General features: G+C 63.6%; 15 protein-coding genes. 10 read left to right on the top strand and 5 right to left on the bottom strand.

What is annotated here, in order from left to right; all coding sequences use genetic code 11:
- Positions 1-6 precede the first annotated feature (6 nt).
- Together WBQ96_RS16730 and WBQ96_RS16725 are read left to right on the top strand one after the other, a co-directional pair.
- Entirely contained in the window at positions 7-1,653 is a 1,647-nt protein-coding gene (locus WBQ96_RS16730) for an MFS transporter (RefSeq protein ID WP_336551705.1), read from the top strand.
- Positions 1,654-1,760: 107 nt separating this feature from the next.
- Positions 1,761-3,623: a hypothetical protein gene (locus WBQ96_RS16725; protein WP_336551706.1), complete on the top strand. Its 1,863-nt coding sequence runs from the start codon at positions 1,761-1,763 to the stop codon at positions 3,621-3,623.
- A 4-nt stretch (positions 3,624-3,627) separates the two neighbouring features.
- Here the strand turns inward: WBQ96_RS16725 and WBQ96_RS16720 are convergent, their stop codons facing one another.
- The 3 genes from WBQ96_RS16720 to WBQ96_RS16710 are packed head-to-tail and all read right to left on the bottom strand — an operon-like array spanning position 3,628 to position 6,730.
- Positions 3,628-5,217: a 5-guanidino-2-oxopentanoate decarboxylase gene (locus WBQ96_RS16720; RefSeq protein ID WP_336551707.1), complete on the bottom strand. Its 1,590-nt coding sequence runs from the start codon at positions 5,215-5,217 to the stop codon at positions 3,628-3,630.
- Positions 5,214-5,861, bottom strand: a complete 648-nt coding sequence (locus WBQ96_RS16715; protein WP_336551709.1) for a TetR family transcriptional regulator C-terminal domain-containing protein — start codon at positions 5,859-5,861, stop codon at positions 5,214-5,216. The genes WBQ96_RS16720 and WBQ96_RS16715 overlap by 4 nt, the downstream gene beginning before the upstream one ends.
- Positions 5,858-6,730, bottom strand: a complete 873-nt coding sequence (locus tag WBQ96_RS16710) for a dimethylarginine dimethylaminohydrolase family protein (RefSeq protein WP_336551711.1) — start codon at positions 6,728-6,730, stop codon at positions 5,858-5,860. The genes WBQ96_RS16715 and WBQ96_RS16710 overlap by 4 nt, the downstream gene beginning before the upstream one ends.
- Before the next feature lie 209 nt (positions 6,731-6,939).
- Here WBQ96_RS16710 and WBQ96_RS16705 point away from each other — a divergent pair, with 209 nt between their 5' ends.
- From WBQ96_RS16705 to WBQ96_RS16670, 8 genes are all read left to right on the top strand, one after another.
- On the top strand, positions 6,940-7,755 hold the full coding sequence (locus WBQ96_RS16705; protein ID WP_336551713.1) for an ABC transporter ATP-binding protein: 816 nt from the start codon (positions 6,940-6,942) through the stop codon (positions 7,753-7,755).
- A gap of 52 nt (positions 7,756-7,807) precedes the next feature.
- A complete protein-coding gene (locus WBQ96_RS16700; protein WP_336551715.1) occupies positions 7,808-8,590 on the top strand; it encodes a transporter substrate-binding domain-containing protein in 783 nt (260 codons plus the stop codon).
- Between the two features lie 105 nt (positions 8,591-8,695).
- The gene (locus WBQ96_RS16695; RefSeq protein WP_205826762.1) at positions 8,696-9,361 is read left to right on the top strand and encodes an ABC transporter permease; all 666 of its coding nucleotides are present in this window, start codon (positions 8,696-8,698) and stop codon (positions 9,359-9,361) included.
- On the top strand, positions 9,361-10,170 hold the full coding sequence (locus WBQ96_RS16690) for an ABC transporter permease (protein ID WP_336551717.1): 810 nt from the start codon (positions 9,361-9,363) through the stop codon (positions 10,168-10,170). Before WBQ96_RS16695 ends, WBQ96_RS16690 begins: the two co-directional genes overlap by 1 nt.
- A gap of 2 nt (positions 10,171-10,172) precedes the next feature.
- Entirely contained in the window at positions 10,173-11,165 is a 993-nt protein-coding gene (locus WBQ96_RS16685) for an Ldh family oxidoreductase (RefSeq protein WP_336551718.1), read from the top strand.
- 53 nt (positions 11,166-11,218) lie between these two features.
- On the top strand, positions 11,219-11,812 hold the full coding sequence (locus WBQ96_RS16680) for a hypothetical protein (protein WP_336551721.1): 594 nt from the start codon (positions 11,219-11,221) through the stop codon (positions 11,810-11,812).
- Positions 11,813-11,952: 140 nt separating this feature from the next.
- Positions 11,953-12,411 carry a DoxX family protein gene (locus tag WBQ96_RS16675; RefSeq protein WP_336551722.1) on the top strand — a complete coding sequence of 153 codons (459 nt, stop codon included), beginning with the start codon at positions 11,953-11,955 and terminating at the stop codon, positions 12,409-12,411.
- Positions 12,412-12,561: 150 nt separating this feature from the next.
- Entirely contained in the window at positions 12,562-13,545 is a 984-nt protein-coding gene (locus tag WBQ96_RS16670) for a complex I NDUFA9 subunit family protein (RefSeq protein ID WP_336551724.1), read from the top strand.
- 42 nt (positions 13,546-13,587) lie between these two features.
- On the opposite strand, the gene WBQ96_RS16665 is transcribed toward WBQ96_RS16670, so the two are convergent.
- Entirely contained in the window at positions 13,588-14,013 is a 426-nt protein-coding gene (locus tag WBQ96_RS16665) for a GFA family protein (RefSeq protein WP_336551726.1), read from the bottom strand.
- Positions 14,014-14,078: 65 nt separating this feature from the next.
- Positions 14,079-14,801 carry a DUF899 domain-containing protein gene (locus WBQ96_RS16660; protein ID WP_336551728.1) on the bottom strand — a complete coding sequence of 241 codons (723 nt, stop codon included), beginning with the start codon at positions 14,799-14,801 and terminating at the stop codon, positions 14,079-14,081.
- Positions 14,802-14,804: the final 3 nt, after the last annotated feature.

The following is a 14,804-nucleotide window of genomic DNA, read 5'->3' as shown; positions in this document are numbered from 1 at the left end:
CCAGAGATGAACGACCAGCCAGCGCCCGACCGGACCTCAGCCCTTGCGCCCTTCAAGCACAGCATCTTCCGGTCGGTATGGTTTGCCAGCCTGGCTTCCAACTTCGGCGGGCTGATCCAGAGCGTCGGCGCTGCCTGGATGATGACCGCGATCTCGAACTCGGCCGATATGGTGGCGCTGGTCCAGGCCTCGACCGCCCTGCCGATCATGCTTTTCTCGCTGGCTTCGGGCGCGATTGCCGACAACTACAACCGGCGCAAGGTGATGCTTACCGCCCAGGCCTTCATGTTCGCAGTTTCCATTGCGCTGACGCTGGCCGCATATTTCAACTTCCTGACGCCCTGGCTGCTCCTTTCCTTCACCTTCCTGCTCGGTTGTGGCACTGCACTCAACAATCCTTCGTGGCAGGCCGCCGTCGGCGACATGGTTCCGCGCAGCGACCTGCCCGCGGCAGTGTCCGTCAACAGCATGGGCTTCAACCTGACCCGCAGTGTCGGTCCGGCCATCGGTGGCATCATCGTCGCCGCGGCAGGTGCGGCGGCAGCATTTGCCGTGAACGCGGTCAGCTATCTGCCGCTGCTCTTCGTGCTGTCGCGCTGGAAGCAGAAGGAAACGCCCAGCACGCTGCCGCGCGAGACCCTGGGTATCGCGATGACGGCAGGACTGCGCTATGTCGCCATGTCGCCCAATATCGAAAAGGTTCTGCTGCGCGGCTTCGTCTTCGGCTTCACGGCAATCTCGGTGCTCGCCCTGCTGCCGCTGGTCGCGCGCGACATCGTGCAAGGCGGCCCCCTGCTCTATGGCGTCCTGCTCGGCGCCTTCGGCATCGGCGCGGTCGGCGGCGCGCTGATCAACGCATGGCTGCGGCAGAAGCTGAGCAGCGAATGGATCGTGCGCCTTGGCTTCATGGGTTTTGCCGTCTGCGCAAGCGTTGCAGCGCTGAGCCAGATGGCCTGGCTTACCTGCGCGGCGCTGCTTATCGGCGGCGGCAGCTGGGTGATCTCGCTTTCGCTGTTCAACGTCACCGTGCAGATGTCGACGCCGCGCTGGGTGGTCGGGCGCGCGCTCTCGCTCTACCAGACGGCGACCTTCGGCGGCATGGCGCTGGGAAGCTGGATTTGGGGCGTGATCGCCGAGAATCACGGTGCGGGCCAGGCACTGCTTGCATCGGCGGCCCTGATGATCGCGGGTGCTGCACTCGGGCTGAAATGGTTCACGCTGCCGGAACAGACATCCCTCAATCTCGATCCGCTCAACCGCTGGAAGGAGCCGCATCTGGCGCTCGACGTGAAGCCGCGCAGCGGCCCGATCGTCATCATGATCGAGTATGTCATCGCGCTGAAGGACACCGCCGAATTCCTCGACGCGATGGCCGAGCGCCGACGCGTGCGCCGGCGCGACGGGGCCAGGCAATGGACGCTGGCGCGCGACCTGGAAAATCCGGAACTGTGGATGGAGACCTACCACACGCCGACCTGGGTCGAATATGTGCGGCACAACCAGCGCATAACCCACGCTGACGCCATCGTCGGCGAGCGTGTGCGAAAGCTGCACAGCGGGCAGGAGCCACCCCGTGTGCACCGCATGATCGAGCGGCCGACGGACTGGTCCGTGACGATTGCACCGCCCAAGGATATGCTCGACCTTCATTGACCGTCGAGGTTAAACGCCGAGGTGCCGGCCGGCTGCGCATTTACCGGACAGCAAGGTCCGCGCGCTAAGACTGCGCCAAGACTATGCGGTGAAGCGGGGGGCTTCGCGTGACAGTTCAGAATTCCGATCGAGATTCCGGCCTACAAACGAGCTGGCTGCGTACCGGCTACGCCCAATATCCGGTGGTCTGCACCTGGATCGTGCTGGCGCTGCTGTGCACGTTTCTGTGGTGGATGGGCGCCAACCTGAATGGCGATGTCGACGACCTTCTGAAGCTGCATGAAATCCGCTTCCTCGTCGAAACGGGAAACATCTACGACAGAACGCTTCCGAATATTCTCCAGCCCGAGCCGTTCGTCACCCACTGGCCGTGGATCGTCGACCTGCCCTATGCGCTGGTCACCTGGCTGCTGAGGCCTTTCATCGGCCTGGAGCCGGCATTGTCGGTCGCGAGCTTCGCGGTTCCCCTCCTGATGCTCCTGCCGGCACTGTACTTCTTCTATCGCATACTGGCCGCCATCGGCTTCCAGACCCCCGCCGCCGCCCTGCCGCTGGCCATCCTCTTTGCCGTTCGCAGCTTTTTCGAGTTCGAACCGGGTCGCATCGACTACCACAATCTGGAGATGCTTCTGCTTCTGGCGGCGGTCGCGCTGCTGATGTCGGAGCGCCGCGGTGCCGCCGCAGCCAACGGCGCGATAGCGGCGCTGGCACTGGCGATAAGCACGGAATTCGCGGCCTTCTTCGCGCTGGTAATGGCCGTCTATGCATTCGACTTCATCTTTTCGGCGCGTGACGGCGCGATGCGTCTGGCATCGTTCGGCGCGACGCTGAGCGCGGGCGCCGTCGTTCTTTTCCTCGCAATCGTTCCTTTCGGAACCTATGCCGTCGCGCGCTGCGACAGCTACTCCGCCCCCCATCTGCTTGCTCTGGCCTGCGCCGGCGGTACGTTCATCGCCCTGCCGCTGTTGCTAAGGGAGCGCGGCGGATGGATGCTTCGAGCGGGGCTGCTGGTGGGCCTTGCCGGAGCGAGCCTCGTTGTGACGATCGGGCTGTTTCCGCAATGCCTCAACGGCCCCTATGCGGTGCTCAGCGACTATGCCCGCGACAACTGGCTTAACTGGATCGGGCAGGAAAAATCGCTGCTGACGCGACGCAATTTCGTCCTCTCCAGCGGCATTGCCAGCATACTCATTTTCTTCATCGGCGCGCTGGCTCCAGCCATGATTGTCGGGGTGGGAAAGGTGCGCGACCGTTCGCTGATCATTCTCGCGCTCTTTTCAATCCTGGCCGTCGTCCAGTCGGTCGTCTGGTTTCGCTATTTCCGCTACGTCCCGCTGTTTGCCGGCCTGGGCCTGCCGCTGGTGTTCGCGGCTTTCTTCCCGATGCGCCTGAAAATAGAGACCTATATGACGGTGCGGAACTACGCGGCGCCATCGCAGAAATATCTCCTGCTGGTGCCGGGGCTGGTGTTGTCCCTGGCCCTGCTGCTGTTCCATCTGGCGGTAAAACCAGCCGAACCGAATGCGCCGGCGGGGCAACTGGCCGATAGCTGCGATCTTATTGCCACTCCGAAATTCGACTGGCCGGCAGGGTCGCGCGTCCTCTCGTCTCCACTCGTCGGGATACATCTGCTTTCGCCGAACCCGAACCTTTCGATCGTCGCCATACCCTTCCACAATGCCGGCCACGGCATCGAGCGCGCCTACCGCTTTCTCGACCCGCAAACCGAGAACCCGCGGGCAATTGTCGATGAAGCAAAGGCAACGCATGTCGCCATCTGCGCCTGGCGCGGCAAACCGCTTGCATGGCTGGAGAACGGCTATTCTTTCGCGTCGGCACTGATCGAGGGACGCCCGCCGGAGTGGCTGAGCGAATGCGCAACGGACCCATCTTCGCCGCTGCGCATCTATCGCTACGTCGGCACGGATGGCAGCCAGCCCGCCTGCCCGACCCTCTCGGTTGCACGATAGCGGATCAGGCCACCGTGATTTCGATCAGATAGGGCTTTTTCGTCGCTCGTGCCCGCTTTAGCGCGGCAGCGAGATCGGACAGATCATCGAGCCGTTCGGCGGCGATGCCATAGGCTTCCGCAAGGCGGCAGAAATCCGGCGGCGCGGGCGACACGCCGACCGGCTCGACGCCGACATCGCGCATGGAAGTTTCGATTTCGCGGTAGCCGCGATTGTTCCAGATAACGAAGACCACCGGCGCGTTCGCATCGAGTGCGGCGCCCAGTTCCGACAGCGTGAACTGGAAGCCGCCATCGCCGGAGAGGCAGACGACCGGCACATCCGGCAGGGCAAGTGCGGCACCGATCGCCGCCGGCGGGCCATAGCCCAGCGCGCCGAAGCCCGTTGCCGCGTTGAACCAGCCGGCGGGGCGGTCGTGGTCGTAATAGAGATTGGCGGCGTAGACCGGCTGGGTGGAATCGCCGACGATGATCGAGCCCGGAAGCGCATCGCGAATGGTTTCCACCACCGCGACCTGCGCGCGCATATCCGCGCCGATCTCCTGCCATGCGGCGTCCCGCGCCTCAGTGGCGCGGGCGGCACCGGACGCCTTGTCGCGGTCGCTGCGTCTGTCAGCCTCGACAAGACCGGCGAGCGCTTCCAGCGCCAAGGCGCTGTCGGCCCTGATGTCGATCGTCGCGGGCCGACGGCCAAGCTGCGCTTCGTCGATATCGATGCGCACCAGATTGGCGGGGAGAATAAAGCCGCCGTCGCCATACATGTCGTAGTCGGTCGGGCCGAACTCGGTGCCGACGGCGATGACGAGATCGGCATCCGCCATCAGCGCGCGGATGGCCTTCAGGCTGGGGCTTGCCGGCACGCCGAGCGGATGTTTGTGCAACAGCCCGCGCGCATTGGTGGTGGTGACGACCGGCGCGTCGAGCAGTTCGACCAGTTTCAGAAGCGGCGCTCCGGCCGTCTTTGCGCCGCCGCCGGCGAGGATCAGCGGACGGGTTGCAGCGGCTGCCAATTTGGCCGCTTCCACCATCGCGCTCATATCGGCCCGCGGTGCAGTGACGCCGATGGCGCGCGCCGAAAGGCTGCCGGCGGGCAGCGCCATCACATTGGTTGGGATCTCGATGTGGACCGGGCCGGGACGGCCTGTCGCAAACAGTTCGAAGGCGCGCGCCAGAACATCCGGCAGTTCGCCGGCATCAACAATACGATGCGAAAACAGCGCCAGTTTTTCCATCATGCCGCGCTGGTCCGGCATTTCATGCAGGTAACCAAGGCCCTTGCCCAGCGTCGGCGTCGCGTTGACGCCGGAGATGACGAGCATGGGAACCGAGTCCGCGCGCGCCTGGCCCATGGCGGTGATGGTGTTGGTCAGCCCCGGCCCGGTGATGACGAAGGCCACTCCCGGCTTGCCGGTGACGCGGGCATAGCCGTCGGCCATGAAGCCCGCGCCCTGTTCGTGGCGCGGCGTGATGTGGCGTATCTTCGAACCGGCAAGCCCGCGATAGAGTTCGACCGTGTGCACGCCCGGAATGCCGAAGACCGTGTCCACGCCGTGCGCCTCGAGCAGCGATATCAGCGCCTCGCCTATGGTCGTCATGCCGCCTCTCCTCCCCGCAAATCCAGGTCGAGCAGCGCCTCGACCGTCGTGATGCCGATTTCGGCCAACTCACCACTCTCGAACATGTCGGCAGCCAGACAACCTTCGATCCATAAGCCGTCGATCAAGCCGTTGATGGCGATGGCATGACGGCGCAACGCGCCGGCGTCGGCGTTCCGGCCCGCGGCCTTGAGGACTTCGGCCACCAGTGCCTCGACCTCGTTGCGAAAACCAAGATAGCCTTCGCGATGGGCGATCGAAAGCGCCGGGTCGGAAACAGCCCGGCCGATGAACCCGGCCCAGAGCGAAAAGACCCGCGCATCGACTACCGGCGGCGCGAGATTGGCCTCGACGAAAGCTGCAAGCCTGCGCCTCGGCCCCGCGCCTTCAAGGCTGAGGGCCGCCTTGGCCTGCTCGGTCATGCGCCCGACGATGGTCGCATAGGCGGCCTGCAACAGTTCTTCCTTGCCCGGGAAATAGTGGCGGATAAGCCCGCCAGTCACGCCGGCACGCAAGGCGATGGCGCGCACCGTTGCCCCTTGCAGGCCGCGCTCGGCAACGCAATCCAGCGTCGCCTCGATCAGGTCCTGACGCCGCCGCTCCTCGCCCTCGCGGCGAAACTTGCGACGCCCGGGCGTATTCATTGGCGCAGGATCGGGCGCGTCAGGCAGGTTGGCCCACCCTCGCAGGCAATGCAGAGAGCATCCGCCTCGAAGGTTTTCACAATGCAGCCGGCGGCTTCCATCGCAGCCTGCGTCTTCGGGAAGCCGGCGACCGCGATGACTTCGCGCGGGCTGGTCGGCAGGACATTGAGGCTCAGTCCGTTCGAGGCATGAAATTCGTCGGCATCGCCATGAACGAGCGTGATGCCGCGCGCCTTCAGCAACTGATAAAAAGCCGCCGGCAGAAGCGGCGCATAGACCAGCGCCAGATCGTCGGCCAGCGGGCTGATCACCGACATCAGATGCAGGCAGGCTTCCTCGCCGTGCCAGAGCGGCAGGTCGTAGCCATAGACCTCGACGCCATGCGGCGACAGCATGTTGGCGAGCTGCTGGATGCCGGACTGGTTGGTGCGAACGCCACGGCCGACGGCAAGCGTCTTCGCGTCTACCCAGACGCAATCGCCGCCCTCGACCTGACCCGGCGCCTCGATGCGCCCGAGGATCGGAATGCCGAGACGGGTGTATGTCTGCTCATGCAGCGCCGGCTCGGTATTGCGCAATGCCTTGCCCATGGACAGGATGATCGCGCCATGGTCGCTCATCAGCGACGGGTCGTGGGTGAAGACCGAATCCGACAGGCCGTCCTCGCGATCCTCGATCCATTCGACGGCAGCGCCCGAAGCGGCCACCATCTCGGCAAGAGCTGCATGCTGGATCGCAGCCTTCGCGGGATCGAAGCCCGGGCCGTAATGCCAGGCAGCGCGCTCTGCGCCGCGCATTGCGTTGGCAGCCGAGCGCATCAACACGCGCCGCAGCGGCGCCGCCATGGACTGAGAGCCGAAAGCGTTCACGAAGGCCTCTTTGCGCTGAAAAATGACAATTGGACTGGCGTTCGAGTATTTATACACTTGCATAACAAGGTCGCAAGTGCCGTAATGGGCGGGATTGACGGGCCTGCTCGATCGGGTCCATGCTGGCGTGGAACATGGTTGCGTGACGCGATGACGGGTTGTGGGGCAAGCTTGCGAGCGAGGGTGAAACGTCCCTCAAAGGGTCGTGGATGAGCGCCGGCGGCGCATCACTCACGACACGAAAGACGGCATCGGACGGTGCCGCCGAAGCCATCCACATCGAAAACCTGCACAAGAAATTCGGCCAGCTTCATGTCCTGAAGGGCGTGTCGATGTCGGCGCGCGACGGCGATGTCGTGGCCATCATTGGCGGCAGCGGCTCGGGCAAGTCGACGCTGCTGCGCTGCATCAACTGCCTGGAAAACCCGACCAGCGGCATCATCCGCGTCAATGGCGAGGAAATCCGCCTCAAGGCCGACAGCCACGGCAACACCGTGCCGGCCGACCGCCGCCAGATCGAGCGCATACGCTCCAAGCTCGGCATGGTGTTCCAGAGCTTCAATCTGTGGAGCCATATGACGCTGATCGAGAACGTCATCGAGGTTCCGGTGCATGTGCTTGGCGTCAAGCGCGAGGAAGCGATTGCCACTGCCGAAAAGCTGCTGGCGCGCGTCGGCCTTGCCGAGAAACGCGATGTCTATCCGGCCTTCCTGTCGGGCGGACAGCAGCAGCGCGGCGCGATTGCCCGCGCGCTCGCCATCCAGCCCCGCGTGATGCTGTTCGACGAGCCGACCTCGGCGCTCGACCCGGAACTGGTCGGCGAAGTGCTGCGCGTGATCGGCGATCTGGCGCATGAGGGACGCACCATGATCCTCGTCACCCACGAGATGAAATTCGCCCGCGAAGTCGCGAGCCACGTCATCTACCTCTACAACGGACTGGTCGAGGAGGAAGGCCCGCCGGAGCAAATCTTCGGCGCGCCCAAATCCGAACGGCTCAAACAATTCATCCGCAACATTGGCTGAAGGCGGAATGGAACAAGGGAACACTCAGCTCAACGAAAAATGGGAGTCTCAGATGATCAAAAGTCTCAAACTGGCTGTCGCCGCCCTGGCGCTTGGCCTGTCCGGCGCGGTGGGCGCTAACGCCGAGCCGCTGAAGGTGGGCATCGCCGCCGAGCCCTATCCGCCCTTCGCCTCGCCCGATGCCTCGGGCAAATGGGACGGCTGGGAAGTCCAGGTCGCCGAAGCGCTGTGCGCCGAGGCCAAGCTTGAATGCGTGATCACGCCGATATCCTGGGACGGCATCATTCCGGCGCTGACGACCAAGAAGATCGACATGATCGCCGCCTCCATGTCGATCACCGCCGAGCGTGAAAAGACGATCGCCTTCTCCGACAAATACTACAACACGCCGACCGGCATCATCGGCCCGAAGAGCGAGACCTTCGACGCCTCGCCCGAGGGACTGAAAGGCAAGATCATCGGCGTGCAGGTGTCGACCGTGCATGAGGTCTACGCCAAGAAGCATTTCGGCCCGACGGCTGCCGAGATCAAGATCTACCAGACGCAGGACGAGGCCAATGCCGACCTGGCCGCCGGCCGCATCGACGCGGTGCAGGCCGATTCCATCGCACTGAACGACTTCCTGAAGACCGATCAGGGCAAGGAATGCTGCGACATGAAGGGCACGGTGGCCGACGACCTCGAAGTGCTCGGGCCGGGCGTCGGCGTCGGCCTGCGCAAGGAAGACACCGAGTTGAAGGAGAAGATCAACGCCGCGATCAAGGGCATCCGCGCCAACGGCAAGTATGACGAGATTGCGAAGAAATACTTCGATTTCAACATCTACGGCGAGTAAGCGATCGATCGGGCCGTGAGCCTCGACCACCTCTTCTCCCCGCTTCTCCAGCTTGGAGCAATCGAACTCCTGTCCCCAGCCCCACCGGGCTGGGGCGGGAACCTGCTGCGTGGTCTGGCCAACTCCGTCCAGATCGCGCTCGGCGCTTTCGGGCTCGGCCTGCTGATCGGCACCGCCGGCGCCTATGGCAAGCTCTATGGCGGGCCGATCGTCCGCGACCTGATGGAAGTCTACACCACCGTCGTGCGCGCCGTGCCGGAACTGGTGCTGATCCTGCTGCTCTATTACGCCGGCGCCGATCTCATAAATCGTGCGTTGGAAGGACTTGGCTACACCCGCATCGACATCAACGGGCTTGTGGCCGGCATCGCCGTGCTGGGCTTCGTGCAGGGTGCCTATGCCACCGAGGTGCTGCGCGGCGCGATCCTTTCCGTGCCGCAGGGCCAGATCGAAGCGGCGCGCGCCTATGGCATGTCGCCCGGCCTTTTGATGCGGCGCATCACCATGCCGGCCATGCTGCCCTTCGCCATTCCGGGCCTTGCCAATCTGTGGCTGATCGCCACCAAGGACACGGCTCTTCTGGCCGTCGTCGGCTTCAACGAACTGACGCTGGAAACGCGGCAGGCGGCAGGCACGACCAAGGCCTATTTCACCTTCTTCCTCGCGGCGGGCGGGCTCTATCTTCTGCTGACGCTGTTTTCCAACGTCATCATCGCGCGCATAGAGCGATGGTCGCGGCGCGGCATGCCCTCGATCGCGGAGGGGCGCTGATGTCGATCGATCTCGTCAACACGACGCGAACGCAGCGCGCGCTCGGCTGGCTCCAGCCGCACCGCATCGGCCTGATCGCGATTGGGATCGCGCTGTTCGGCTCGGCTGTCTATTTCATGCGCTGGGACTGGATCCCCAACTATTACGACCTCGCTTTGCAGGGCATCTGGCGAACGATCTGGATCATGCTGGTCACGGCGGTGCTCGGCTTCCTGCTAGCCGTTCCGCTCGGCCTCGCCCAGGCGGTCGGCCCGTGGTGGCTGGCCTGGCCCGCCAATGCCTTCTGCACCGTCATACGGGGCACGCCGTTGCTGCTACAGCTCTGGCTGCTCTATTACGGACTGGGGTCGCTGTTTCCGCAGTTTCCGGCAATCCGGCAGTCGTGGCTGTGGCCCTATCTGCGGCAGGCATGGCCCTATGCCGTGCTGGCGCTGACGCTTTCGACCGGCGGCTATGTCGGCGAGGTGATGCGCGGTGCCTTCGCCGGCGTGCCGCACGGCCAGCTCGAGGCGGCGCGCGCCTATGGCATGCGGCGCTGGAAGATCTTCTGGCGCATCTGGTTTCCGCAGGCGGTGCAGCGTGCCTTGCCGACGCTGGGCGGGGAAAGCGTCCTGCTTTTGAAGGCCACGCCGCTGGTGGCAACGATCACCGTTGTCGACATCTATGCGGTGGCATCGCGGGTGCGGCAGGACACCTACATCGTCTATGAACCACTGCTTCTTCTGGCACTGATCTACCTTTGCATCACCGGCATTATCGTGTTCATTTTCCGCCGGCTCGAAGCACGCATACCGACGCGGTTAGGATAGACATGGCGAACACGATCACACTCAGCCTCGAACAGGGGCTGCGGCTTTGCGACGATGCGGCGCGGCGCGCCGGGGCCTGCCCGGAGACAGCCGCGTCCCTGGCAAGGTCGGTGGTCGATGCCGAGGCCGAGGGACAGCCCTCCGTCGGTCTTGCTCACTTCGTCGATTATCTCGAAGCGCTGGAGGCGGGGCGAATCGATGGGCAGGCACTGCCCGAAATCACCCGTCCGGCCGGCGCGATCATCGCTTCGGATGCCAAGGGCGGTTCGGCGCATCTTGGTTTCGATATCGCTTTCGACGATCTCGTGAAGACAGCGCGCGATTTCGGCGTGGCGATCTTCTCGCAGAAGAACGCCTTCACCGCCGGCGCGCTGGGCTACTTCGTCAGGCGGCTGGCGGAGAAAGGGCTGGTCGGGCTTGCCGCAACCAATGGGCCAGCGCTGCTCGCCGGCTCGGGTTCAACCAAGCCGGTCTATTGCACCAACCCGCTGGCCTTTGCGGCACCCGTCGAAAACGGTCCGCCGCTGATCATCGACCAGGCCTCCAGCGCCACCGCCTTCGTCAACATCCGCAAGGCGGCGCATGAGGGCAAAAACATCCCCGAAGGCTGGGCGATCGATGCCGAGGGCCATCCAACCACCGACGCGAAAGCTGCGGTGAAAGGCGCACTGCTGGCCTATGGCGGTGGGCGCGGCGCAAACATCGCGTTGATGGTCGAGGTTCTGGCCGCCGGCCTTTCCGGCTCGAACTGGTCGCTCGACGCACCGCATTTCACCTCCGGCTCCGAAACTCCGGGAGCCGGTCTGTTCGTGCTGGCGATCGAGCCGAAGCTTATCGATCCCACGTTTTCGACGCGCATGGCCAACCAGACGGAGCGGCTTTCCGGCGAATACGGCGTGCACATTCCGGGACCGACAAAGAGCATCGCCCGCAAGAAGGCCGAGCGCGAGGGCATTTCCATTCCGAAACCGCTCTACGACCGCATCGCCGGCTGATTGCCGAACGGCCGCTTCAGGCATATCGTTGCTGTTCGCAGCGGGAGCGCGCCATGAGGATTTTGTCTCCAGCAATTGCCCTGCCTTTTATGCTCGCGCTGACGATGCCGGCTTCGGCAGACCCGCTTTCCGATCTGCTCGCCGAGGGCAAGGGCGGCGCCTGCTACGAACGCGTCTACGACAAGGCGCATCTGGCAAAGCATCCGAAACAGGCCACGCAAGCGGTGCTTCTGTCGCTGCGCGAATTCAGCGATGGCAATGGGGCGATCATACGTATTCGCATCAGCGGCAAAGGCGCAACGCACTATATCATCGGCGGCTGCGACTGGCAGGAACGCGCCAATCTCGACATCCAGGACAAGCCGCTGATCGAGGCCTTCAAGGGCCCGAGCGGCCTTGACTGCCACGCCATGACGAGCGCGGATGGCTCGTCGGCGGAAGAAGGCGGCGACTTTCCGGTCGATCTCAGGGACGGCAAGGCCATAATGCTCTACTTTCCCGACAGCCTTGCGGCGTGGCGATCCTACGACAGACGCCAGCCTGCCGAGTTTCGTGATTTCTCAAGCGAAGACCGAGTTTTCCGGCTGGACAAGGTCAAGGCCGACCTGTGCAGCGAAATGGACGAAAAGCTGCCCAGTTGGGATTAGGCGCCCCATCGAAGATGGTCTGCGGCCAGTTCCAAAAAATAAATAAACTTGACTCCTTTAATCAACTATTTCTCAATCCTTGTTGATTTGACCGTGATCGACGGTCCAGGTGTTTGTGCACCGCAACATAGGAGAAGACCTTGACCGACACGACGACGAACAACGCCGCCGGCACCCGACTGATCATTCCGGCCCTTCGTGGCCTCTATGCCAGCCTGCATGATGGTGCCGAGACGCTGCTGCGTGTCGTTGCCGGGCTTGCGCTGGTCACCCACGGCGCCGGCAAGATCATCGACCCGTTCGGTGCTGCCGAAATGGTCGAGGGGCTTGGCTTCTATCCCGGTGCGTTCTGGTCGCTGCTTCTGTCGGCAACCGAATTCTTCGGCGGCATCCTGCTGGCGCTCGGCCTGTTGACCCGCCCGGCAGCCGCAGCGACGACCTTCGTTCTGCTGGTCACGGTCTGGTTCCACTGGATCACCATGGGCCAGGGCTATTCGGGCGCGGAAAAGTCGATTCTCTGGGCAGCGGTGCTCTTCTTCTTCCTCATCCGCGGCGGCAATCGCCACTCGGTGGACACAAAGATCGGCCGCCAGTTCTAAGACTTTTTTCATTATCCTAAAAACAGACCCCGTCGGAGCGATCCGGCGGGGTTTTGTTATCCAGGGATGCGGCAGAAAAGCCTTGCGCTTCGCTCTTTGCCTTTGCGCCAAAACGGACTAAGAAACGACCGTAACGACGCGGAGCCAGCCATGACCGAAATCCTGCAAACCCCAAAGCTTGTGACCGTTTTCGGCGGGTCCGGTTTTGTCGGCCGCCATGTGGTTCGGGCGTTGGCCAAGCGCGGCTACCGGGTGCGTGTCGCCTGCCGCCGGCCCGAGCTTGCCGGACATCTTCAGCCGCTCGGCAATGTCGGCCAGATTCAGGTGGTGCAGGCCAATCTGCGTGTGCGCTGGTCGATCGACCGCGCCGTGCAGGGATCAGACCACGTCATCAATCTCGTCGGCATCCTCGCAGAATCAGGTCGCCAGAAATTCGCCACCGTCCAGGAATTCGGCGCCCGCGCCGTGGCCGAGGCCGCCCGCTCGATCGGCGCCGGCCTGACCCACATGTCGGCGCTCGGCGCCGACGCAGCCTCCCCTTCCAGCTATGCACGCACCAAGGCACTCGGCGAAAAGGCTGTGCTGGAGACGATCGGCAATGCCGTGATCTTCCGCCCGTCGATCATGTTCGGCCCGGAAGACGGCTTCTTCAACCGCTTCGCCGCCATGGCGCGGATTTCGCCGGTGCTGCCGCTGATCGGGGCCGAGACCCGCTTTCAGCCGGTCTATGTCGGCGACGTCGCCGAAGCCATCGCGCGCTCGGTCGACGGCAAGGTCGAGGGCGGCAAGGTCTACGAACTCGGCGGGCCGAATGTGCTGACCTTCCGGCAGTGTATGGAAGAGATGCTGGACGTGGTCGACCGCGAGCGCATCCTCGTGCCGATGCCGTGGTGGCTGGCGAAGCTGCAGGGCGCCATACTCGGTGCGCTGCCGGGCAAGTTCAAGCTGCTGACGACCGACCAGGTGATACTGCTTCAGCACGACAACGTCGTCTCGACCACGGCGGAAAACGAGGCGCGCACCTTTGCCGGCCTCGGCATCGCGCCGCAGTCGACAGCCTCGATCCTGCCGACCTATCTCTGGAGCTATCGTGCGGCCGGGCAGTTCTCCCGCAAGACCGAAGTTCAGTCGTAACGATCCAGGCCGAACAGCGCCTCGCTGCTTCGGCCTGACCGGTTACAGATAGCTTGCCACCGCCGGCGGGCGCTCCCAATGGTCGGCGCGGCCATCCTGATAATCGACGGGCGCCGCCGCCAGTTCCTCGTCGGTGACATCGTCGAGGCAGGCGACATTGACGGCGTGAAACTCTCCGCCAAGCGCCTCCATGGAGCCCCGCCCGAAGGTCTTCACGCCGCAAATGCTGCAGAAGAAATGATGGATGGGTTGCCCTGACGGATTTTTCGATCCGTCGCTGAAAGTATAGTCGGACAGCGCATCCGCGCCCTGAACGAGCCGGAAGTTGCCGTCGGTGGCGATGGCCTTCCAGAAGCGCGTCTTTCTGCAGATCGAGCAGTTGCACTTACTCGTGCCATCGGCCAGATCGATATCGCATTCAAAGCGGACGGCGCCGCAATGGCAGCTGCCGTGATAGGTCTTGTTCATCGAGCTTTTCCCAGTTTTTCGCAATTCCGGACGGAAAACCGCTGAACACTTTTCCTGAAATTGCTCTAGGCACAGCAGGCATGTGCGGCAGGGCGATCCTCATACTCGTCGTGAAGCCGCACCCAATCCATCGTGCCCTTCTCGTTGCGTCCCTTCGGCGCCAGGTCGAGATAGTTGTGCGTGCCCAGAAGCACGTCCACGCCGCGGGCATAGGTTGAGTAGGTGTGAAACACCTCGTCGCCATCGCGATAGAAGACGCTCAAGCCGTGCAGATCGTCATGCGCCAGCGAGGAAGTGCCGTAGTTGTAGCCGACATCGCCGCTGGCGACCTGCTCTTTGGTGAAGGAGACGCCATAGTCGAAGTTGAAGCTGCTGCCGGCTGATGAAACCCAGCGGAATTTCCAGCCCATGCGCTTGCGTACCGCTTCGATGCGCGACAGCGGAACACGCGACACGGCGACGAACGACAGATCATTATGCTCGAAATGCGTTCGGGCGGCATCGACATGGTCCGAGACGAAAGCGCAGCCTTCGCAGATGTGGTCGGAACCCGGCGTCAGCATGAAATGATAGACGACGAGCTGGTTGCGTCCTTCGAACAGATCGGCGAGCGAGACCTGCCCCGACGGCGTGTCGAAGCGATAGTCCTTGTCCACCTTGACCCAGGGCAGCGCGCGACGCTCCGCTGCCACTTCGTCGTTGAGCCGGGTCAGCTCCTTTTCGCGGGCGAGATGGGCCTTGCGGGCCGCGAGCCATTCGTCGCGGGAGACAGTCTTGTGCGCTTGCATAAT

This window comes from Mesorhizobium sp. CCNWLY176, assembly GCF_037153935.1.
Classification (GTDB): domain Bacteria; phylum Pseudomonadota; class Alphaproteobacteria; order Rhizobiales; family Rhizobiaceae; genus Mesorhizobium_M; species Mesorhizobium_M zhangyense.
The sequence above is the reverse complement of the archived record's forward strand: the minus strand, read 5'-3'. Positions and strand labels throughout refer to the sequence as shown.

Bases quoted from the DNA above. Each gene is read 5' to 3' on its own strand.
- WBQ96_RS16705 (WP_336551713.1), top strand. From the start codon at position 6,940: ATGAGCGCCGGCGGCGCATCACTCACGACACGAAAGACGGCATCGGAC.
- WBQ96_RS16685 (WP_336551718.1), top strand. From the start codon at position 10,173: ATGGCGAACACGATCACACTCAGCCTCGAACAGGGGCTGCGGCTTTGC.
- WBQ96_RS16680 (WP_336551721.1), top strand. From the start codon at position 11,219: ATGAGGATTTTGTCTCCAGCAATTGCCCTGCCTTTTATGCTCGCGCTG.
- WBQ96_RS16670 (WP_336551724.1), top strand. From the start codon at position 12,562: ATGACCGAAATCCTGCAAACCCCAAAGCTTGTGACCGTTTTCGGCGGG.
- WBQ96_RS16690 (WP_336551717.1), top strand. From the start codon at position 9,361: ATGTCGATCGATCTCGTCAACACGACGCGAACGCAGCGCGCGCTCGGC.
- WBQ96_RS16660 (WP_336551728.1), bottom strand. From the start codon at position 14,801: ATGCAAGCGCACAAGACTGTCTCCCGCGACGAATGGCTCGCGGCCCGC.
- WBQ96_RS16715 (WP_336551709.1), bottom strand. From the start codon at position 5,861: ATGAATACGCCCGGGCGTCGCAAGTTTCGCCGCGAGGGCGAGGAGCGG.
- WBQ96_RS16730 (WP_336551705.1), top strand. From the start codon at position 7: ATGAACGACCAGCCAGCGCCCGACCGGACCTCAGCCCTTGCGCCCTTC.
- WBQ96_RS16665 (WP_336551726.1), bottom strand. From the start codon at position 14,013: ATGAACAAGACCTATCACGGCAGCTGCCATTGCGGCGCCGTCCGCTTT.
- WBQ96_RS16720 (WP_336551707.1), bottom strand. From the start codon at position 5,217: ATGACGACCATAGGCGAGGCGCTGATATCGCTGCTCGAGGCGCACGGC.
- WBQ96_RS16700 (WP_336551715.1), top strand. From the start codon at position 7,808: ATGATCAAAAGTCTCAAACTGGCTGTCGCCGCCCTGGCGCTTGGCCTG.